Raw genomic sequence first — 20117 nt, forward strand, 5'->3', positions numbered from 1 at the left:
GACGGCGTTGCCGTCCGCGACGTAGGATCGCCTCCTACCCGCGTCAGGCCAGGTGTGAATGCTGGTCGAGCCTCGGGTTTCCCGCCGGCGAGCCAGTTGTCCAGGGGGTTTGCGGTGAACGTGCGCGACGCCGAGGTCGGCGGCGACCGGCCCGATGGCCACGACTACGACGAGCTCTACCGTGACACAGCCGACTCGGGCGGGCCGCCCTGGGTCATCGGTGGTCCGCAGCCGGCACTCGCGGCGGTGCTCGACGGCGGGGTGAGGGGCCCGCGGGTGCTCGACGTCGGCTGCGGCACCGGTGATCTCGCGATCGCCCTCGCTCGCTGCGGCTACGCGGTGACGGCGATCGACATCTCGCGTGGCGATCGACATGGCCCGCGCCAAGGCCGCCGGCGAGGGCCTGACGGTGCACTTCGAGGTCCAGGACGCCACCGACCTGTCTTTGCCGTCGGCACCGTTCGGCTCGGTGTTCGACTCCGGTCTGCTGCACAGCCTCCACCGGCGCGGCGGCGGTGAGTTGGACGACTTTCTCGCGTTGCTGCCCGGCCTCGCCGCGCCGGGCGCGACCGTGTTCGTACTGGCGGTGTCGCGGGAGGCGGGTCAGGGCTGGGGCGTGACCGAGCAGTTTCTGCGGGCGGGCTTCGCCGAGCCGGAGTGGGTCGACACGGAGATCGACGAGATCGACGTGGTTGCGGAGACGGGCGGCCGGACGCTCTCCATGCCCGGCTTCCTGCTGCGTACGGTTCGGGCATCCGACACTTAGGACGGTTCCTGCCGATCATCCGGTGGTTCGGGTGTGGCCCCTGCGGCGGGTGTCGGGCGTGGCATCATGTCGCCGTGGCCACCTACGACGTCGCACTTGTGTTGCTCGTCGACTCCTCCGGTGCGGTGCTGCTGCAGCACCGCGACGCGGACGTGGCCGCCTCGCCGAACCAGTGGAGCCTGCCGGGCGGCCACGTCGAGCCGGGTGAGTCGCCTGTGGCGGCGGCCCGCCGCGAGCTGCTGGAAGAGACGGGCCTGACCGTGGGTGAGCTGCATCCGCTGTGGAGCGGTCCGCGGCCGTACGAGGCCGGCTTCCCGCACACCGTGACGGTGCACGTGTTCCAGGGCACCACCAGGGCGCGGCAGGAGGATGTGGTGGTGGGTGAGGGGCAGGCCGTGGTGTTCGTCCCCCGGGACGGGGTGCTCGACCGTGAGTTGGCGGTCTCCTCCGCGCTGGTCCTGACGTCATATCTCAAGGGCGCCCAGGACGCCGGCTCCTCGGCCCGGGCGTGACCGGCCCGGTCATGCATCCGATTCGGATTCGGGTGTATCCAATAGACATGCATTAGTCTACAGTTCCTCTAGATAGGAGCGGTCCCCGGGGAGCGGCAGCCAGCCGGAAGCAGGGAGGACACGCATGACGGAACTGTGGCGGCTCGGAGCGCTCGAGATCGCTTCCGCCATCCGGAACCGGGAGACGACCAGCCGCGCCGTGCTCGACGCGCTCCGGGCGCGGATCGAGGAGGTCAACGGCCACCTCAACGCCGTGGTCGCGCGGCTCGACGACAGCGCCACGGCGGCCGCGACCGCCGCCGACCGGGCGGTGGCGGAGGGGGCGCCGCTCGGCCCGCTGCACGGCGTGCCGGTCACCGTCAAAGAGAACATCGATGTCGCCGGGTGCGCGACGACCCACGGCGCCGCCGCGTTCAGCCAGGCACTCGCGCCGCTGGACGCGCCGATCGTGGAGCGGCTGCGGGCAGCGGGCGCGATTCCCTTCGCCCGGACCAACATGCCCGACTTCGGCGTGCGCGCGCACACCGACTCGTCCCTGCACGGCCGCACGCGCAACCCGTGGCACCCGGCAGTCACCGCCGGCGGATCGAGCGGCGGCGAGGCGTCCGCGATCGCGAGCGGCATGTCCCCGTTGGGCGTGGGCAACGATGTCGGCGGCTCGGTGCGGGAGCCGGCCAACCGCTGCGGAATCGTGGCCGTCAAGCCGTCCACCGGGGTGGTGCCGCACGCCACGTCGATCCCGCCCGAGGAAGCGCTCATCACCTACCAGCTCATGCTGGCCCAGGGCGTACTGGGCCGGCGGGTCGCCGACGTCCGGGCCGGGCTTCTGGCGGTCGCGGGGCCGCATCCGCGTGATCCCCTGGCGCTGCCGGTCACCCTGACCGATCCCGGTCCGGGCGCCCGGCTGCGGATCGCGGTCGCCGCCGAACCGGCCGGCTGCGACGTCGATCCCGCCATCGCCGCCGCCGTCCGGGCGACCGCGGACCGCCTGGCCGCCGCGGGACACCTGGTGGAGGAGGCGGCACCGACCGGGTACGAGCGAACGGTCGACCTGTGGGCGGCGTTGGTGATGAACGACTTCCGGGTGCTGCTGCCGGCCCTGGAGGGCGTGCTCGGGGCGGGCTCGAAGGCGTACCTGACGTACGCCCAGGAACTGGTGCCGCCGGCCGACACGGCGGCGGTCACGATGCTGCACCTGGAGCGCCACGCGGCGGAGCTGCGCTGGCACCGCTTCCTCTCGGACTGGGACGTGCTGCTGACTCCGGCCGGCGCCACCCCACCGCCCGAGCACGACGCGGACATCGCGTCGCTCGACGGGTTGCGAGCCGCCCTCGACCTGCTCAGGCCGCTGCTGCCGGCCAACCTGCTGGGTCTGCCGGCGGCGGTCGTCCCGTGCGGGGCGGCGTACGGGCTGCCGGTCGGCGCGCAGTTCACGGCCCGCCGGTTCGGCGACCTCACGGCGCTCGCGGCGGCACAGGCCGTCGAGGACGCCTGCGGCGTCGTCACCCCGGTCGATCCGGTGCGCTCCGACGATGCTCGTGGATGACCGCGGGGCCTGACGCGGCACCCCGATCCGGCCTGGCGCGATTGCAGGCTACCCGTCGGGGACCCAGCCTGGCCCCGGCGCAACGCCAAGCTCCGCCGGGCGAGACGCCGGCCGCGAGCCAGCCGGGAGGCAATGCGGGTAACGGCGGATGCGGGATGCTCTGGACAGACCCTGGTGGACTTACGAGGCCAACCGCTCAGCTGCGTTGCGACCTGATCTTGCAAGTTCGACCTCGCCGCCTGACTGGTTGATCTCTGACCACACCGCGTCGAGGGAAAGGCCGAGGACGTCGGCGATCGCAGCGATGGTCGGGAAGGCGGGGGTGGCTACGCGACCGGACTCGATCTTCCGAAGAGTCTCCGGCGAGACACCTGCGTCCAGCGCGGTACCGAGCATCGAACGCTCCCCCCTGGCTCGACGCAGGAGGGCGCCGAGTCGCCGTCCGCGTTCGACCTCTGCGGGAGTGAGCGGCAACCTGACCATGGCTCCGATTCTAGTACCGGGATAATATGGCCGGGATACTTATTGGTCGGGCGAGGAAGGCGCCGCATGATCGAGATCCTGAACCCCGCAGACCTGCCACGAGCGAAGGACGCGGGCGCCCTGGTCGCTGGCATATTGCAGACCCTGAAGAGCCGCAGCACGGTCGGCACGAACCTTCAGGACATCGACCGGTGGGCCTGGGCCATGATCATCGAGGCCGGAGCGCAGTCCTGCTACGTCGACTACGAGCCATCCTTCGGACGCGGACCGTTTGGCCACTACATCTGCACCTCAGTCAACGACGCCGTGCTCCACGGACTGCCACACGACTACACGCTTGCCAACGGCGACCTGCTGACGCTCGACCTCGCCGTCTCCAAAGGCGGAGTTGTCGCTGACTCCGCAATCAGCTTCGTCGTGGGCGACTCGAAGCCCCCGGAGAGCGTCGCGATGATCAGCGCGACCGAGCGGGCATTGCGCGCAGGGATAGCCGCGGCCGGACCGGGGGCTCGCATCGGTGACATCTCCCATGCCATCGGCGCGGTCCTCAGCGAGGCGGGATATCCGATCAACACCCAGTTCGGCGGTCATGGCGTCGGATCGACGATGCACCAGGACCCGCACGTCCCGAACACGGGGCGGCCCGGTCGCGGATACCGGCTGCGCCCTGGGCTACTGCTGGCGTTGGAGCCATGGGTCATGGCGGACACCGCCGAACTCGTCACCGATGCCGATGGCTGGACCCTCCGAAGCGCGACAGGCTGCCGGACAGCGCACAGTGAGCACACGATCGCGATCACCAACGACGGAGCCGAGGTTCTCACCTTGCCGAAGCAGGCACAACCGTGAGGTGTCAGCCATCCGCGTTCCCGCTCCACCGCCACCGGCGTCCTGCACCGCGCCGTCGAGCGGTGTTCTGATCGCTGCGTCACCTCGAGCGGTTCTCTCGGGCGGACGGCGGCGCCTACCGGCCGGCCCGCTTCCGGGCGGATCGGGCCGTGCCGTTCGATCAGGGGTGGATGACGCACATCCCGCCGGCCGCAGGCCGGTCCATCGCGGCGAGCGCGCCGGGCGCCTCGGCGAGGCCGATGTTGCGGGTGATCAGCTCGGCGGGGCGCAGCACCCCGGCGGTGACCAACCGGAGCAGCTCCGGATAGGCGTGCGCGGCCATGCCGTGGCTGCCACGCAGCTCCAGCTCGTACGCGATCACGAGCTCCATCGGCACGGCCGGGCGGCCCTGGGCGGCGGGAAGAAGTCCGACCTGCACGTGCCGCCCACGCCGGCGCAGGCTCTCGATCGAGGCGGTGCAGGTGGCATGGCTGCCGAGCGTGTCGAGGGACAGGTGGGCGCCGCCGCCGGTCGCCTCCCGGACGGCCGCGGCCACCGCGCCGGGCCCGGTGAGAGCGCCGCCGTCCAGGCAGACCGTCGCCCCGCAGCTCCTGGCCAGCTCGAGCGCGCCGGGGGCGACGTCGACCGCGACCACCTGCGCGCCGGCCGCGGCCGCGATCATCACCGCCGACAGGCCCACTCCGCCGCAGCCGTGCACCGCCACCCACTCGCCCGCGGCCACCCGCCCCTGACCGGTCACGGCCCGGAACGCGGTGGCGAAGCGGCAGCCGAGCGCCGCCGCACTCGGGAAGTCCAGCCCTTCGGGGAGCCGGACCAGGTTGACGTCGGCGTGCTGGACCGCCACGTACTCGGCGAACGAGCCCCAGTGGGTGAAGCCGGGCTGCGTCTGCCGCTCGCAGACCTGCTGGTCGCCCGCCAGGCAGGCGGGGCACTGCCCGCAGGCGCAGACGAAGGGCGCCGTCACCCGGTCACCGGGCCGCCAGTTGCGTACGCCGGCGCCGACCGCGGTGACCACACCCGCGAACTCGTGCCCGGGGACGTGCGGCGGGCGGATGTCCGGATCGTGCCCCTGCCAGCCGTGCCAGTCGCTGCGGCACAAGCCCGTCGCCTCGACGCGGATGACCGCACCTCCGGCCGGTGGTACCGGGTCCGGGACGTCGCGGACCTCGGGTCGGACACCGAACTCGTCGAAGATCACGGCGCGCATGCGCGGCATCCTCACATGCGGCAGGCCCCGTCGCCCACCCGTCCGGTCGCCGGGGCGCATCAAGCGGGTTCGGCCCCGCCCGCCGCGACGTCGCGGCCGGCGGGGCCGCGTCTTGTGCCGCCACTCGGTGTCTTCGTCATCGGCTCGCCGTCCCTCTCCGTCGCCGTGGCCGGACTGCCGTGGTGCGTCCGCCGGTCAGCCCACGGCGACCCGGGCGGTGAAGGCCGTCAGGTTGGCCATCGCCCGGTCGATCCGCTCCTGGAGGGTCAGCGTCTCCTCCCGGCGGACCAGCCGCATCCTCGGCTGCCGCTTGCCCCGTACGTAGAGCGAGCAGGCCAGGTCGGCGCAGATGTACTCGCCGACGGTGTTGCCCTTGCGTCCGGCGGCTCCGGCCAGGGGCGCGACGAACAGCGCCACGCCCGACGCGGTGTGATCGGTCAGGCAGATCCGGCACATGCTGGACCGCGTCATGGTCGGCCTGGCCGCCTCCGGCCGCCGCAGCACGACGCCGGTGGCGCCGTCCTCGCCCGGTACGACCAGCAGCGCCCGCAGCGGGGCGCCCGGGTCGGTCCAGCCGAGGAAGTCCAGGTCGCCCCAGGGCACCCCGCCGTCGGCGAAGCCCGGGGGCATCCGGATCCGGCTCGCCTCACCCTTGCTGCAGTTGACGAAGGACCCCCGGATGTCCTTCTCATCGAGTGGTTGCATCCTGCGGAAACTAGTTGCCCCCGGGCCGACGGTCATCCGCATTTCCGCCGCGTGGTGCGGCTGCCCCGGCGTCGGGCCCGCGCACCGGGTCCACGGTGCGCGGGCCGTGTCGGGTCAGGCCGGCAGGTGCCAGACCTGGTTGACGCCGCCGAAACAGTCCCAGATCTGCAGCCGGGTGCCATCGGCGGAGCTGACGTCGGTGGCGTCCAGGCACTTGTTCGACTGCGGGTTGCGCAGCGTCCCGTTGGACTGGGCCTGCCAGATCTGAGCGCCGGTGCCGTTGCAGTCCCACAGCTGGACCTTCGCCCCGTTGGCCGTGGAGCCGCTGGTCACGTCCATGCACTTGCCCAGGGCGCGCAGCGTGCCGTCGGTGCCGACGGTCCAGCTCTGCGCGCCGGTGCCGTTGCAGGTCCAGAGCTGGATGGCGGTGCCGTTGGCGGTGTTGGCCGAGGCGACGTCGACGCACTTGCCGCCGATGCCGGTGATCGGGCCGGTCCGTCCGCTCGGCGGCGGGGTGGTGCCGCCCATGACGGTGTCGTAGATCGCGCTGACCAGCGAGGTCGAGCCGGTGGTGTCCTGCGAGAGTTCCCAGTTCATCACGCCGCCGGCGTTGGCCAGCGCCCACTGGGTCTTGCGCTTGATGGTCGGGACGCCGTTGTAGCACTGCTGTACGCCGCCGACCGTGGTGCAGTCGCGGTTGGCGTTGGCCGGGTCCATGCCGACCAGCGCGGCGTAGGTGTAGTACCCGGGCCGGCTGTAGAAGGGCACTCCGAGCACCGCCTTGCCGGCGGGCAGGCCGCGTGACTTCCACAGGTTCACGCTGTTGATCGACCAGTCGTAGTTGGCGTGCGGGCTGCCGCCGTCGTACGCCATGATGTTCAGCCAGTCGACGTAGCCGAACACCGTGGTGGGTACCCCGTCGACGTAGTAGCCCTCGGAGACCACGGCGGCGGTGAGCAGCTTGCCGCGGCTGTGCAGGGCGCTGCCGAGCTGCTGCATCAGCAGCGAGTAGTTGTTGGCCGAGGCGCCCGGGTCGGGGTACTCCCAGTCGATGTCGACGCCGTCGAGGTTGTACTGGCTGACGAAGTTGACCACGTTGCCGACGAACGTTCCGCGGGCGCCGGAGTTGGCGGCGAGCGCCTCGAACGCGGAGTCGTTGCCGTCGTTCCAGCCGCCGATCGCGATCGACACCTTGACGTTGTTGGCGTGCCCGAGCGAGACCAGCGAGGAGAGCTTGCTCGGGTTCTCCACCGGTCGCAGGCTGCCGTCGTTGTCGGGCAGGGCGAACGCGTAGTTGATGTGGGTGAGCTTGCCGTACTGGACGGTGTTGACGCTGCCGCTCCAGGACGGCAGGTAACCGACGCTCCTGAAGTTGTTGGGCAGGACCGTCGCGTCGGCGGCGGACGGCGTGAGGGCGAGGGCCGCGCCGGCGGTGACCAGGGCGAGCAGGCCGCTGAGCAGGGCCGAACGGCGGGGGCGTGGTGAGGACATCGAGGGCCTTCCCGTGGGCGGGGTCGCGCGCCGTGCGGTCCGGCCGGCACTGGATCGGCCAGCCGCCGGACCGGACGCACGAGCGGGGCAGGGGCGGTCTTCCTCGAGGTAGGGAAATATTAAAGAGCATTAACTAAGACGTCAATGATGTACTTCGATGGTTGACCTCGGCTGGCCGGACCCGGTGCGGGCCGCCCACACCCCGGTGCGCCCCTGGGCGCGGCGCGGGACAGGATGTGGCCATGAGCGATCGTCTTCCCGAAACCGCGTTTCCCGAACGGGTCGTCGTCACCGGCGCCACCGGCAAGCTCGGTCGTGCCGTGGTCGCGCACCTGCGCGAGGTGGGCGTCGACGTACTGGCGGTGGACCGTGCCGGCGGGCGCGACCCGCGTGACATCGAGGGCGAGTTCCTCCTCGTCGACCTCACCGACTACGGGCAGGTGGTGGAGGCGTTCACCGGCGGCGCCGACGAGCACGGCGGCCGGGTCGACGCGGTCGTGCACCTGGCGGCGGTCCCGGCGCCCGGGCTGATGCCCAACGCGGCCACCTTCGCGAACAACTCCGCGGCGACGTACAACGTCTTCGCGGCGGCCCGGGCGGCCGGGATCAAGCGGGTGGTGTGGGCGTCCAGCGAGACCGTGCTGGGGCTGCCGTTCGACACCCCGCCGCCGTACGCGCCGCTCGACGAGGAGTATCCACCGCGCCCGGAGTCGACCTACTCCCTGAACAAGGCCCTGGAGGAGGAGATGGCGCGGCACTTCTGCCGGTGGGACCCCGAGTTGGTCATGGTGGGCCTGCGGTTCTCCAACGTCATGGACGTCGAGGACTACGCCACGTTCCCGTCCTTCGACGCCGATCCACGGCTGCGGCGGTGGAACCTGTGGGGCTACATCGACGCCCGCGACGGGGCCCAGGCCGTCGAGCGGGCCCTCGCCCACGACCGGCCCGGCGCCGACGTCTTCATCATCGCCAACGCCGACACCGTCATGAGCAGGTCCAGTGCCAGCCTCATGGCCGAGGTCTACCCGCAGGTCGAGGTCCGCCGGGAACTCGGCGAGCACGAGACCCTGCTCAGCATCGACAAGGCGCGACGGGTGCTGGGCTACGAGCCTCGGCACTCGTGGCGGAACCACGTGGCTCCCGCGGACCGCTGAGGGGCGTCGCCGCGCGGCGGCGGGCTCACGCTTCCATCGGCTGGTACCCGTACGCGAGCAGCACGGCGAGGAGGCGGTTCTCCCACGCCTCCTCGTCGGCGTCGCGCCACTGGTGCTGCCGCGGGCACTGCCAGTTCGGCGGCTCCTCGGGGAGCAGGCACCCGCCCAGCGCGAGGTCACCGTTGCGGGCGGCCTGGTGCGCTTCCGGAACGGGCAGACCGAACATCAGCGGCACGCCCGTCGCGCCGCACTCCGGGCAGGTGGGACTCACACCGACACGGTAGCGGAGCGGCATCCGGGTCGAGCGGTCCAATTTTCTGGACTTGCAGGTCCATTTTTGTCGAGCCACAGTTTGCCCCGGAGGGCCGGGCCCGGGCCGGTCGCGGATGTGGCGGACGAGCGATCTGGAGAACCACGTGATGGACGACTACTACCTGCTCGGTCGGTCCGGGCTGCGGGTCAGCCGCCTGGCGCTGGGCACGATGAACTTCGGTACCGACGGCTTCCATGCCGCGTACGGCAAGACCGAGGCGGAGGCCGAGCCGATCTTCCGCCGCTATCTGGAGGCGGGCGGCAACTTCATCGACACGGCGGACTTCTACACCGCCGGGGAGAGTGAGCGGATCCTGGGCCGGCTGATCGCCGCCGCGGGGGCGCGGGACCGGCTCGTGCTCACCAGCAAGTTCACCAACACCGTCGACCCGGGCGACCCGAACGCCAGCGGCAACGGCCGCAAGCACATGATCCGGGCGGTGGAGGCGTCGCTGCGCCGGCTCGGCACCGACTACCTCGACCTGTACCTGCTGCACACCTGGGACCGGATCACCCCGGTCGAGGAGGTCGTGCGGACCTTCGACGACCTGGTCCGGGCCGGCAAGATCCGGTACGCCGGTCTGTCCGACGTCCCCGCCTGGTACGCGGCCCGGGCGCAGAGTGTCGCCGAGGCGCACCTGCAGACCCCGATGATCAACCTGCAGCTGCCGTACTCCCTGCTGGCCCGCGGTATCGAACCGGAGTTCGTGCCGATGGCGCAGTCCCTCGGGCTGGGGCTGACCGCGTGGAGCCCGATCGGCGGTGGCCTGCTCAGCGGCAAGTACCGGCGGACCGGGGACGGTCTGACCGGGGCGGGCCGGCTCGGCGGGGCGGGGGCGAACGGGCGGCCGGTCGGCGACCGGGACTGGCGGGTGATCGAGGCGCTGGAGGATGTGGCCGCCGAACTGGGTCGCAGCATGGCCCAGGTGGCGATCAACTGGGTGGCGACCCAGCCCGCCGTCGGCTCCGTGATCATCGGGGCGAGCAGCCCGGAGCAGGTGGACGGCAACCTGGCCGCGCTCGACTTCGAGATCCCGCGGGAGCTGCGGGAGCGGCTCGCGCAGGCCGGCGCCGAGCCACTGGCCACGCCGTACCCGATGTTCACCCCGGAGTACCAGTCCTGGATCGTCAGCCCGGGGCTGGGCATCGGTGACAAGCCGGCCGGGTACGCGCCACCGGTCTTCAACGGCGCCCCACGGCCGGTGGGCTGACCCCGGCCCCGCCGCGGCCACTCCGCCGCCCGCCGGGAGGGGGAGTGGCCGCGCCGCCCCGATCACCGCGGGTCGCACGGCGCGCGCCGGACGACCCGGGCCCGCCGCTACCGTTGGACCGGCACGTCGCAGCACTGGAGGGCGGATGGCGCACGCGTTGACCCGCAAGGGCGAGGCGACCCGCGGGCGGATCGTCGCCGGCGCGGCGGCTGAGCTGCGCGAGCGGGGCGTCGACGACGTCCGGCTCGAGGACGTGATGGCCCGCACCGGCACCAGCAAGAGCCAGCTCTTCCACTACTTTCCCGGTGGCAAGGAGGAACTCCTGCTCGCGGTGGCCCGGTACGAGGCCGCCCAGGTGCTCGCCGACCAGCAGCCGCTGCTCGGTGACCTCACGTCCTGGCCCGCCTGGCAGGCGTGGCGGGACCGGCTGGTCTCGCGCTACCGGGAGCAGGGCCAGCACTGCCCGCTCGGCGGCCTGCTCGGCCAGACCGGCCGGCGCGCCCCGGCCGCCCAGGCCGTGGTCACCGGGCTGATGCGGCGCTGGGAGGATGCGATCGCCGACGGCATCCGGCAGATGCAGTCGACCGGCGACATCGCCGCGCAGGTGGACGCCGGCCGCGCCGCCGCGGCCCTGCTCGCCGGCATTCAGGGCGGTGTCCTGCTGATGCTCTCCACCGGGCGGCTCGATCACCTGGAGGCGGCGCTCGACCTGGCCATCGACGCTCTGCGCGGGTCGGTCCCCGCCGCCTGACGGAGCGATTTCCCCGCGCCGGCGCGCCGGTGGTGAGCTATCGTTGCCCATGTCCCCGAGGAGCGGAGTGATCGTGGCAGGTGACGACGACATCTCCGGGTGAGAGCCCGGACCGGCCGCCGACGGGCGCGTGAACGCGCCGTCGCCGCGGCTCCTTCGTCGTCCCCCGCTTCCTCCGGGCGCCCGTTCGGGCGTCCGGATCTTCCTCCGAGGTCTGCCATGTCCGACGGTTACATCGTCTGTACTTCCCTCTCCTTCTCCTGGCCGGACGAGACTCCGGTCTTCGCCGACCTGTCCCTGTCCGTGCCGGGAGGCCGGACCGGCCTGGTGGCCCCCAACGGGGCCGGCAAGACGACGCTGCTGCGGCTGATCGCCGGAGAGCTGCGTCCGACGGGCGGCACCGTCACGGTGCAGGGCGTGCTCGGCTACCTGCCGCAGCACCTGCCCTTCACCGCCGACCGGACCGTCGCGCAGGTGCTCGGCGTCGACCGGATCATCGCCGCGCTGCACGCCATCGAGGCCGGCGACGCCGACGAGGAGCACTTCACCACGATTGGCAACGACTGGGACGTCGAGGAACGCGCCCACGCCGAGCTGGACCGGCTGGGCCTGGGCGACGTCGCGCTGAACCGACGGCTGGCCACCCTCAGCGGCGGCCAGGTGGTCTCGCTGGGCCTGGCCGCGCAGTTGCTCAGGCGTCCGGATGTGCTGCTGCTCGACGAGCCGACGAACAACCTCGACGCCGACGCCCGGGCCCGGCTGACGGCGGTCGTGCGCGGCTGGACCGGCTGCCTGCTGGTGGTCAGTCACGACCGGGCGCTGCTCGACGAGATGGATCGCATCGCCGCCCTGGACCATGGCGAGATCCGCTGGTACGGCGGCACCTACACCGACTACGAGCAGGCCGTGCGGGCCGAGCGGGAGACGGCTGAACGGCAGGTCCGCCACGCGGAGCAGGACCTCAAACGGCAGCGCCGGGAGATGCAGCAGGCCCGCGAGCGTGCCGCCCGCCGTGCCTCGACCGCCGCCCGCAACCTCTCCAACGCCGGACTGGCCCGGATCGTCGCCGGCGGCCTGAAGCGGGACGCGCAGGTCTCGGCGGCCCGGTCCGCCGAGACCCACGCCAACCGGGTCGGCGACGCCCAGGCCCGCCTGGACCAGGCCAGCCGGACGGCCCGCCAGGACGACCGGATCGTGGTGCACCTGCCCGACACCGAGGTGCCGGCGGGGCGCACCGTCTTCCACGGCGAGCACCTGCAGGCCGACTACGGCGGGCGCCCGGTGTTCGGCGGCGACGGCGTCGAGCTCACCGTCCGAGGGCCGGAACGCATCGCGCTCACCGGGCCCAACGGAGCGGGCAAGTCGACTCTGCTCCGGCTGGTCAGCGGTGACCAGACGCCGGTGTCCGGGACGGCGACCCGGGCCGAGGGCCGGGTGGCCTACCTGTCCCAGCGGCTCGACCTGCTCGACCCCGGGCGCACGGTCGCCGAGAACCTCGCCACCTTCGCCCCGGCTCTCGCCGATGCCGACCGGATGAACCTGCTGGCCCGGTTCCTGTTCCGGGGCAGCCGCGCCCATCTGCCGGTGGCGGTGCTGTCCGGCGGCGAGCGGCTCCGGGCCACCCTCGCCTGTGTGCTGTTCGCCGAACCGGCGCCGCAGCTGCTGCTGCTCGACGAGCCGACGAACAACCTGGACCTGGACAGCGTCGCGCAGCTGGAGAGCGCGCTCAACGCGTACCAGGGTGCCTTCGTGGTGGTGAGCCACGACGAGCGTTTTCTGGCGGCGATCGGCGTGCAGCGCCGGCTGCGGTTGGCCGGCGGGCGGCTGACCGACGTCGGCGCCTGATCGATCAGCGGCGCCGCCAGCGGATCGGCAGGCGCTTCACGCCGCGCTGGAAGTTCGAGCGCAGGTAGGCGGGCGGGCCCGCGTACGTGATGTCGGCGGTGCGGGCGAGCAGCGCCTCGAACAGCGCACGGAGCTGGCACCGGGCCAGGTGCGCCCCGAGGCAGAAGTGTGGACCATGGCCGAAGACGAGGTGCGGGTTGGGGTGGCGGGTCAGGTCGAGGCGGTCGGGCTCGGCGAAGACGCGTTCGTCACGGTTGGCCGATGCGAACGAGACCACCACCTTGTCCCCGGCCCGCACCGGCGCGCCGCCGACGGTGGTGTCCGCCGTGGCGGTGCGCCGGAACACCATCACCGGCGTCCACCAGCGCAGCAGCTCGTCGACGGCGGTGTCGAACAGCGCCGGGTCCAGCCGCAGCCGCGCCAGCTCAGCCGGGTGCTCCAGCAGCGCGATCATCGCGCCCGGCAGGCCGTTGCGGATCGTCTCGTTGCCGGCCACGGCGAACAGCCAGAACATGTTCTCGAACTCGTCCACCTCGAGCCGGTCGTCGCCCTGCTCGGCCAGCAGGATGGACATGACGTCCGGCCCCGGGCGGCGGCGCTTCGACTCGGCCAGCAGGTGGGCGTACGCGTAGAGGTCGGCCATTCCGGCGCGGGTCCGCGGATCCGGCATCCGGCCGTCGGCGTCCGGGGCGGGCCGGTGCCGCAGCGCCTCCCGGGCCGCGGCGGTGCCGCTGAGCGGGTCGAACGCGGCCGAGACGGCGTGGTCCGGGTCCTGGAAGCCGATCACCCGGTTCGACCAGTCGTACAGCAGCCAGCGGTCCGGCTCCGGCACGCCGAGCACGTCCGCGAGCGTGAGCAGCGGCAGGTCGGCGGCGAGGTCGCGGGCGAAGTCGCAGGTGCCCTCGTCCGCGTCGCCCAGCGCGCGGTCGACGAGCGCCGCCGCGTTCATCCGGATCGACGCCTCCAGCGCGGCGACCGCGCGCGGGGTGAACGAGCGGGCGACCGGCCGGCGCAGCCGGCCGTGTTCCGGCGGGTCCATGTTGAGCATCATCCGCCGCACGTACCCGAGGTCCTCGGGGGTGGCCGGGTCGCGGATCTGGGTGGCGCCGAGCCGGGACGAGAAGAGCCGCGCCCGCTTGAGCACGTCCGTCACGTCGGCGTGCCGGAGCACCAGCCAGAAGCCCGGCCCGCCGGGCAGGCCGAGCAGCGGCGGCTCCTCGACCCACACCACCGGGCCGGCCGCGCGCAGCGTGGCGAGCAGGTCGTACGGGACGCCGTCAACGTAGGTGCGGGGGTCGACCAGCGGCGTGGGATCGACCGTCACTGCCCGAGGAACTCCTCGAGCACCGTGGCCAACCGCACCGGGGTCTCGTACATCGCGTAGTGCCCCGCGTTGGCGAGCACCTCGAGCCGGGCGTTGGGGTAGTGGCGCAGCCACGTCTCCCGCATCGTGTCAGCGCCCAGCGCCGGATCGTGCTCGCCGACGACGGCGAGCGCCGGCACCGGGTTGCCCTTCACCTCGTCGGTGAAGTCGGTACGCGCCCACGCAATCAGGTACGCGCCGAACGCCTCCCGGTTGGAGTGGTCGAGGGAGAACCGGACCATCTCGTCGAGCCAGCGGCCGGACAGCCGATTGCCGGTGGTGAGGTCGATGATGGCGCGCCGGTTGTCCGGGTTGGCGGCCGCCCCGTCGAACAGCGCCCAGCTCCGTAGGTCGAAGGGGACCCCGCCGGCGGGGACCGGGCTGATGCCGACGAGGCGTTCCACCCGCCCGGGAGCGTCGGCGAGGACCCGCTGGGCGGCGCTGCCGCCCATCGAGTGCCCGACCACCGAGAACGTGTCCCAGCCGAGGGAGTCGGCGAGGTCCACGGCGTCGCCGGAGATCTCGGCGATGCTGTGGTCGCCCGCGACCCCGGTGCGCTCGCCGTATCCGCGGTAGTCGAGGAACGCCCAGGTGAAGCGCTCGGTGTCGATCAGCTCCGGCAGCCAGCCCCAGCCCTGTGCCGAGCCGAACCATCCGTGCAGGGCCAGTACCTTGCGTGGTCCGTGACCGATGCTGATGTGGCTGATCGTCATGGCGGCGACCCCTTCCGCGGTCGCGGCGCTGCGACCGAGGTGAACGACCTGACAACCGGTGACACCGACGGTGTGACAGCGACCGTAGCCCGCGCCCGGGCCGAAGGGAAGAGCGGTCGACGGTCGTCGCGCCATCCACAAGATCGATCGATTGCCGCAACCGCTGTTCATTCCCGCGACAGAGGCCGATGGAGCCAAAAGAGGCTTTGCGCCGTTTGCGAATTATGCGCGCTATGTCAGGTTTGGCTCACTAGGCTCGATCGTGTCATCCAGCCGCCGACCCGGTACCCGAAGGCGGGCTCGTACTGCTCGGCCGGCGCACCGTGCGGGCGCCGACCCTGCGTCACCACCGGGCGGCTGGCCGCCGTCGGCGAAGCTTACGGAAGATGCGTGAGTCACGATGAAGGACGCGGACACCATGGTCCTGCCCCGGCTCGGGGCGGAGAAGGCCGGCATCGAGGACCCCTGGGACGAGGACCCCCCGCCGGGGGAAGTGCCGACCCCGGGGCGTCCGGCGGCCGGCACCGCGGTCCGGCGGGCCGCCGACTGGCTGGCGCCGGCGTTGCTGACGGGCGTCCTCGGCGCCCTCCGGGCCGGCATGCCCGGCCTGAGCGCGGAGGAGCTGGCCACCTGGCGGGCCGCCACCGCATCCTGGCGGGACGACTGGTCGGCGCCGCCGCACTGGGGCGACAGCGCGATCACGCCGTACCACCTGCTGATCCGCGCATGGGTCGAGGTGTTCGGTAGTTCCGACCTCACCCTGCGCGTACCGTCCATCCTGGCCATGCCGCGGCCGCGGCGCCATCGAGGACCACCTGACCAGCATTCGCATCCACGCCGCCACCAACCCGCGCACGGGCAACCAGTGGAAGGGCGTCTACACCCCCGACGTGGTCGCCCTCGGCGAGGGCCCGACGTCCTGGGCCGACTACTTCAACCAGCAGAAGCGGTGGGCGGCCGGCATCTGCGAGATCCTCCTCCGCCCCGAGCTGCGGGCGCCACGCGAGCTGCGGTCACGGCGGCGCTGGCAGTACCGGCTGTTGCAGTTCTACTACCCGAGCGCGGCGGTCAGCCTGCTGCTGGGCAACGTCGCCACCGCGATGTACCTGCTCACCGGGGTCGGCGCGGCGCAGCTCGACGCCACCGTGTGGGCCACGCTGTGGGGCTCGACCTTCGGCACCTGGTTCGTGCTGTGGCTCTGGCTCCGACGGTTCAACATCGCGCCCCACGAACGGGAGGAGATCGGCATGGTCGGCATGGCGCTGGCGCTGTTCGCCGGTCGCGTCTACGTGGCTGCCGGTTTCGCCGCGCTGCTGCGCCGCAAGCTGGGGTTCGTGGTGACGGCCAAGGGAAAGCTGCGCACCACCGAGTCGCTCGGCACGTTCCGGCTGCACCTCTGCTGGGCGGCCGCCGCCGGCCTGCTCGGCGCGAGTTTCGTACTGGGCAACAGTGCGCCGCTACTGCGGGCCTGGCCGATCCTCACCCTGCTCACCGGTCTCGGTCCGCCGTTGATCGCGCTCGTGACGAACCTCGGGGCGAGGCGGGAGCAGCCCGACGGGACGGCCGAGCCGGCCGCCCGTGCGGCGGGCGAGGAGCGCCGCGCCCCGGCGGCGGTCGCCGTCGACGGGAGCGCACGGTGGTGAGGCTGACCCTGCCGCGGGTCGCGCTGGTGCTGGTCGGCGCGCTGTTGCTGACGTACGCCTTCAAGGTCGCCCCGGCCACCGTGGACGGCCCCCGGAAGACGACCCCGTCCGACCGGATCGCGCAGGCCGGACCGGACGTGGTGGCGCCGGCCGTGGCGAGCGAGCCGCCCCCGCCGCCACCGGCCGTCTTCCCGCCGGGCGGCAGGACGTTCATCGGCGTCATGACCGACAAGGGCCCGTACGACCTCACGCCGGTGGACACGTTCACCGCGGCCGCCAGACACCAGCCGCAGGTCCTGCTCTTCAGCGTGGGCTGGGGCGCCGCCCCGTTCGACCGGACGCTCTTCGACCGCATCCGCGACCGCGGCATGCTGCCGATGCTCGGCTGGGAGCCGTGGGACGAGCGGGTCGACGCGGCCGCCCGGAAGCGGAAGCTGACCACCCGGCAGATCGACAAACTTCGGTCGGACCAACCTGCCTACCGACTGTCGCGCGTCGCGCGCGGAGACTTCGACAGCCATCTGCTGGCCTGGGCCGAGGGGATCAGGTCGCTGGGCTACCCGGTGGCCATCCGCTTCGCCCACGAGATGAACGGCCACTGGTACCCGTGGTGCGGGGCGGTCAACGGCAACCGGCCGGGCGACTACGTGAAGGCGTGGCGCCACGTGCACGACCTGTTCCGGGACGCCGGGGCCACCAACGTCATCTGGGTGTGGAGCGCCAACGTCAGGTGGAGTGACGCGGCCCCGGCGCTCGCCCCGCTCTATCCGGGCGACGGCTACGTCGACTGGATCGGTATGACCGGCTACTACGGCAGCGGTGCCTTCTCGCAGTACCGCCCCTTCGACGCGATCTTCAAGCGGACCGTCACCGAGATCCGCGCCTTCAGCCGCAAGCCGCTGGTGATCACGGAAACCGCGGCGTCCGAAGCCAGCGAGCGAAAGGCCGAATGGATCAGTCAGACGTTCCGGATGCTGCCCGACTACCCGGACATCATCGGACTGATCTGGTTCGAGGTGAACAAGGAACGGGACTGGCGCATCGTCAGCTCTGCCGCTGCCAGCAAGGCGTTCGCCGAGGCGGTGGCCGTGCCCCGGTACGACGTCAGCTGGTCACCGGAGGCGGTCCCGCGAGGCGAGGTCGGCCGGTAGCCGGGGTGGTGCGGACCCGTCCGGGGACGCGCCCCGGGCTCCGCTGGTCTCCACGAGGGGCGCCGCACGGCGCCGCTTGCGGCGCGCCCACCCATATGGCGTCGCCCTGGCCGGGTACACCAAGGCGTTAACGGGCCAAAAAGGCACAACCGGGTCATGCCGCGTCCCCTAGCTTGGTCCCAGAGCGGGCCGGGTGGTCGTGTCCGCCGCGCGAACGGAGGGGCAGATGATTCGACGCCGGTTCATCGCACGCCGCCTGCTGCCCGCGGTCGCCGGGCTGAACGTTCTCGCGCTCGCCGCGTGCGGCGGTTCGACGCCGGTCCGGCAGGGACTGCGCGACCGGACGGTGGCCAGCTCCGCCGACGTCCCGGCGACCGGCGGGGGCGAGATCAGGGCACCGCGCGAGTTCAGCGGCATCGCCTGGCTCGCCACCACGGGCAGCGACGAGACGCCGCAGGAGGTCTTCCTGGTCTGCCACGACACGAGGGACAACGAGGCCGAGCGCGACCTGCCACGCCTCGCGATCGTGCGGACCCCCGTCGATCCCAACGGGATCATCGTCCAGGAGCTGGACGTCGACTTCCCCAGCATCCCGAACGACCTCGAGAGCATCGCCCGGTTGCCCGGCCGCAACGAGGCCCTGCTGGTCGAGGGCAACGCCGACGGCGACGACCCTGATCCCACCATCTATCTCGCCAAGTGGGACGAGGAGCTCAACGTCGAGATCGCGGGCTCGGTGCCGTGGCCCGATACGCCCGAGCCGCTGGTGAACGTCGAGGCGACGGCCGTCGCAACGGTTGGCGGGAGGAACTACTTCGTGTACGCCGAGCGGGCGGAGGGCAGCGACACCACCAACGTCAACATGACCCTCCTGACGGTCAGCGAGGACGGCGAGATCACATTCGGCAAGGAGTGGACGTCGGTTCCCTTCACGGCGGCCGAGCCGCCGGGTGCGCGCCCTGCCTCGGGCATGGACATCGACGCGCACGGCAACATCTACATCTCGTCCGCGTACGATCCGGGCGACCTCGGCCCCTTCGACAGCGCCGTGTACCGCGCGGCCACGGTCCGCCCGGGCGGTGCCATCGGGGCGAGGCTGCGTCCGGTCGAGCCGCCCCAGCAGCTCGCCCGAAGCTCAGGGCTCAAGGTCGAAGGCGTCGGACTGGTCGCCGGCGCGCTGCCGATCTTCATCGGCGACGACGACGAGGACTACGGCGGGCTCCTTCGCCAGCTGCGGGTGACCGAGCCGAGCAGCCGGCCGCACGGACGCTGGCCGCGCTGAGCGGCCGCGCCGACCAGCGGTCAGCGCGCCGCTCGGCGGAGGCTGCCGCGGATCCACGGCGGGCAGCCCCCGTCCGCCTCCGCCTCGGCCAGATATCGGCGGCCTCCCGGCGGGCCGTCATTTCCAGGATGTCGTCTCCGGCGTCCACGGGGTCGGCCTTGCCGCCGCCGCCGGAGAGCAGGCCGGGCGCGTGCGCCTCCGGCGCGCCGCGTCGGATGAGCAGCCAGCGACCGTCCCGGTGCGGGAACACCTCGACGTTGACGACGAACGCCGGGCGGCCACCCGGGTCCGGCAGCCCACTCCTTGCGGGCCTCGGGGAGCGGCGCTCAGTTGGCCGTCCCCGGCGAGCCGGGTGCGCGGCGGGTGTCGAGCCGGCCGACCGCCTCGACCAACTCGGGAAAGGTGTCGACGAAGGCACTGACGTGGCGTACGTCGAAGTCCTCGCGGCTGCGCACACCGCTCTGCAGGCAGGCAATGAAGTGCAGGCCGGCGCCGCCGGCGGCCAGGGCGTCCCCCGGGGAGTCACCCACGTACACGCACCGCCCCGGAGCCAGTCCGGTGGCCGCGAGCAACTCGTCGAACACCCGGGGGGCGGGCTTGCCGTACCGGGTGTTGCCCGCGTGGTAGACCGCCCGCACCCGCTCGGCCAGGACGTGATCCGGCGCCAGCAGGTGCTCGACCTCGGCCTCGGTACGCGAGGTCAGGAGCAGCACCGTGCGGCCGCACTGGACCAGTCGGTCAAGGGCGCGCAGGTTCTCGGGTGCGATCGCGTCGAGCCGGCCGTCGTGGACGTAGCGGCGCAGGACCTCCCGGTAGGCGGCGTCGAACCGGTCGACGTCGAGCCCGGGTGAGCGCTTCGGCATCGCGTCGAGCAGCGGCTCGCCCCAGGTGGCCAGGTGCACCGCCCGGGCCATCGGCGCGCGGCCCAGCGCCGCCAGGACCTCGTTCTCCAGCTCGAAACAGACCGCCTCGGTGAGGCAGAGCGTGTCGTCGACGTCGACAACCACGGCCTCGATCACGTGCCCGAGCCTAGCCCGCTGCCATGGACGGCGGCGTTCGTCGGTGCCCGCCGTCGACCCGCACGGCGGCGCGGCGGCCGGACCGGGTGACACCGGTTGCGAGGGTACGTCGGG

General features: G+C 72.4%; 21 protein-coding genes. 12 read left to right on the forward strand and 9 right to left on the reverse strand.

The window, feature by feature from the left end; genetic code table 11:
• Positions 1-375 (reverse strand): hypothetical protein (locus ACL02O_RS28555; protein ID WP_412821288.1); only part of this gene is annotated, 375 nt, incomplete at its 3' end.
• On the opposite strand from ACL02O_RS28555, the gene ACL02O_RS28560 reads away from it, so the two are divergent.
• From ACL02O_RS28560 to ACL02O_RS28575, 4 genes are all read left to right on the forward strand, one after another.
• Positions 277-519: a class I SAM-dependent methyltransferase gene (locus ACL02O_RS28560; RefSeq protein WP_412821287.1), complete on the forward strand. Its 243-nt coding sequence runs from the start codon at positions 277-279 to the stop codon at positions 517-519. The genes ACL02O_RS28555 and ACL02O_RS28560 overlap by 99 nt on opposite strands.
• Positions 470-766, forward strand: coding sequence for a hypothetical protein (locus ACL02O_RS28565; protein ID WP_412821268.1), 297 nt, complete (start codon positions 470-472; stop codon positions 764-766). Before ACL02O_RS28560 ends, ACL02O_RS28565 begins: the two co-directional genes overlap by 50 nt.
• Positions 767-840: 74 nt before the next feature.
• The gene (locus ACL02O_RS28570) at positions 841-1278 is read left to right on the forward strand and encodes an NUDIX hydrolase (RefSeq protein WP_412821269.1); all 438 of its coding nucleotides are present in this window, start codon (positions 841-843) and stop codon (positions 1276-1278) included.
• Between the two features lie 124 nt (positions 1279-1402).
• Entirely contained in the window at positions 1403-2824 is a 1422-nt protein-coding gene (locus ACL02O_RS28575) for an amidase (protein WP_412821270.1), read from the forward strand.
• Between the two features lie 180 nt (positions 2825-3004).
• On the opposite strand, the gene ACL02O_RS28580 is transcribed toward ACL02O_RS28575, so the two are convergent.
• Positions 3005-3307, reverse strand: coding sequence for a helix-turn-helix transcriptional regulator (locus ACL02O_RS28580; RefSeq protein WP_412821271.1), 303 nt, complete (start codon positions 3305-3307; stop codon positions 3005-3007).
• A gap of 66 nt (positions 3308-3373) precedes the next feature.
• Here ACL02O_RS28580 and map point away from each other — a divergent pair, with 66 nt between their 5' ends.
• Entirely contained in the window at positions 3374-4156 is a 783-nt protein-coding gene (gene map, locus ACL02O_RS28585) for a type I methionyl aminopeptidase (protein WP_412821272.1), read from the forward strand.
• A gap of 160 nt (positions 4157-4316) precedes the next feature.
• Here map and ACL02O_RS28590 read toward each other — a convergent pair whose 3' ends face one another.
• The 3 genes from ACL02O_RS28590 to ACL02O_RS28600 all read right to left on the reverse strand — a co-directional run bounded on the left by ACL02O_RS28590 (position 4317) and on the right by ACL02O_RS28600 (position 7559).
• Entirely contained in the window at positions 4317-5363 is a 1047-nt protein-coding gene (locus ACL02O_RS28590) for a zinc-dependent alcohol dehydrogenase family protein (protein ID WP_412821273.1), read from the reverse strand.
• A gap of 195 nt (positions 5364-5558) precedes the next feature.
• Complete coding sequence (locus ACL02O_RS28595; protein WP_412821274.1) at positions 5559-6068, reverse strand: FBP domain-containing protein; 510 nt, start codon at positions 6066-6068, stop codon at positions 5559-5561.
• Positions 6069-6182: 114 nt separating this feature from the next.
• The gene (locus ACL02O_RS28600) at positions 6183-7559 is read right to left on the reverse strand and encodes a glycosyl hydrolase family 18 protein (RefSeq protein WP_412821275.1); all 1377 of its coding nucleotides are present in this window, start codon (positions 7557-7559) and stop codon (positions 6183-6185) included.
• A 242-nt stretch (positions 7560-7801) separates the two neighbouring features.
• On the opposite strand from ACL02O_RS28600, the gene ACL02O_RS28605 reads away from it, so the two are divergent.
• Positions 7802-8713 carry an NAD-dependent epimerase/dehydratase family protein gene (locus ACL02O_RS28605; protein WP_412821276.1) on the forward strand — a complete coding sequence of 304 codons (912 nt, stop codon included), beginning with the start codon at positions 7802-7804 and terminating at the stop codon, positions 8711-8713.
• Between the two features lie 25 nt (positions 8714-8738).
• Here the strand turns inward: ACL02O_RS28605 and ACL02O_RS28610 are convergent, their stop codons facing one another.
• Complete coding sequence (locus ACL02O_RS28610; RefSeq protein ID WP_412821277.1) at positions 8739-8984, reverse strand: hypothetical protein; 246 nt, start codon at positions 8982-8984, stop codon at positions 8739-8741.
• Positions 8985-9132: 148 nt separating this feature from the next.
• Between ACL02O_RS28610 and ACL02O_RS28615 the strand changes: the two genes are divergently transcribed.
• From ACL02O_RS28615 to abc-f, 3 genes are all read left to right on the forward strand, one after another.
• Entirely contained in the window at positions 9133-10236 is a 1104-nt protein-coding gene (locus ACL02O_RS28615; protein WP_412821278.1) for an aldo/keto reductase, read from the forward strand.
• A gap of 145 nt (positions 10237-10381) precedes the next feature.
• Complete coding sequence (locus tag ACL02O_RS28620) at positions 10382-10987, forward strand: TetR/AcrR family transcriptional regulator (RefSeq protein ID WP_412821279.1); 606 nt, start codon at positions 10382-10384, stop codon at positions 10985-10987.
• Positions 10988-11206: 219 nt separating this feature from the next.
• On the forward strand, positions 11207-12832 hold the full coding sequence (gene abc-f, locus ACL02O_RS28625; RefSeq protein ID WP_412821280.1) for a ribosomal protection-like ABC-F family protein: 1626 nt from the start codon (positions 11207-11209) through the stop codon (positions 12830-12832).
• Between the two features lie 4 nt (positions 12833-12836).
• Here abc-f and ACL02O_RS28630 read toward each other — a convergent pair whose 3' ends face one another.
• Both ACL02O_RS28630 and ACL02O_RS28635 read right to left on the reverse strand, forming a co-directional pair.
• Positions 12837-14156, reverse strand: coding sequence for a cytochrome P450 (locus ACL02O_RS28630; protein ID WP_412821281.1), 1320 nt, complete (start codon positions 14154-14156; stop codon positions 12837-12839).
• Positions 14153-14908 (reverse strand): alpha/beta fold hydrolase, encoded by a 756-nt coding sequence (locus tag ACL02O_RS28635; protein WP_412821282.1) that lies wholly within the window; start codon positions 14906-14908, stop codon positions 14153-14155. Before ACL02O_RS28635 ends, ACL02O_RS28630 begins: the two co-directional genes overlap by 4 nt.
• An 890-nt stretch (positions 14909-15798) precedes the next feature.
• Here ACL02O_RS28635 and ACL02O_RS28640 point away from each other — a divergent pair.
• The 3 genes from ACL02O_RS28640 (at position 15799) to ACL02O_RS28650 (ending at position 18984) form a co-directional block, all read left to right on the forward strand.
• Positions 15799-16551 carry a glycosyltransferase family 2 protein gene (locus ACL02O_RS28640; protein ID WP_412821283.1) on the forward strand — a complete coding sequence of 251 codons (753 nt, stop codon included), beginning with the start codon at positions 15799-15801 and terminating at the stop codon, positions 16549-16551.
• Positions 16545-17702: a glycoside hydrolase family 26 protein gene (locus ACL02O_RS28645; RefSeq protein ID WP_412821284.1), complete on the forward strand. Its 1158-nt coding sequence runs from the start codon at positions 16545-16547 to the stop codon at positions 17700-17702. Before ACL02O_RS28640 ends, ACL02O_RS28645 begins: the two co-directional genes overlap by 7 nt.
• A gap of 226 nt (positions 17703-17928) precedes the next feature.
• A complete protein-coding gene (locus ACL02O_RS28650; protein ID WP_412821285.1) occupies positions 17929-18984 on the forward strand; it encodes a hypothetical protein in 1056 nt (351 codons plus the stop codon).
• A gap of 326 nt (positions 18985-19310) precedes the next feature.
• On the opposite strand, the gene ACL02O_RS28655 is transcribed toward ACL02O_RS28650, so the two are convergent.
• Positions 19311-20003 carry an HAD family hydrolase gene (locus tag ACL02O_RS28655; RefSeq protein ID WP_412821286.1) on the reverse strand — a complete coding sequence of 231 codons (693 nt, stop codon included), beginning with the start codon at positions 20001-20003 and terminating at the stop codon, positions 19311-19313.
• Between the last annotated feature and the right edge of the window lie 114 nt (positions 20004-20117).

This window comes from Micromonospora mangrovicola, assembly GCF_047200535.1.
Lineage (GTDB): Bacteria > Actinomycetota > Actinomycetes > Mycobacteriales > Micromonosporaceae > Micromonospora.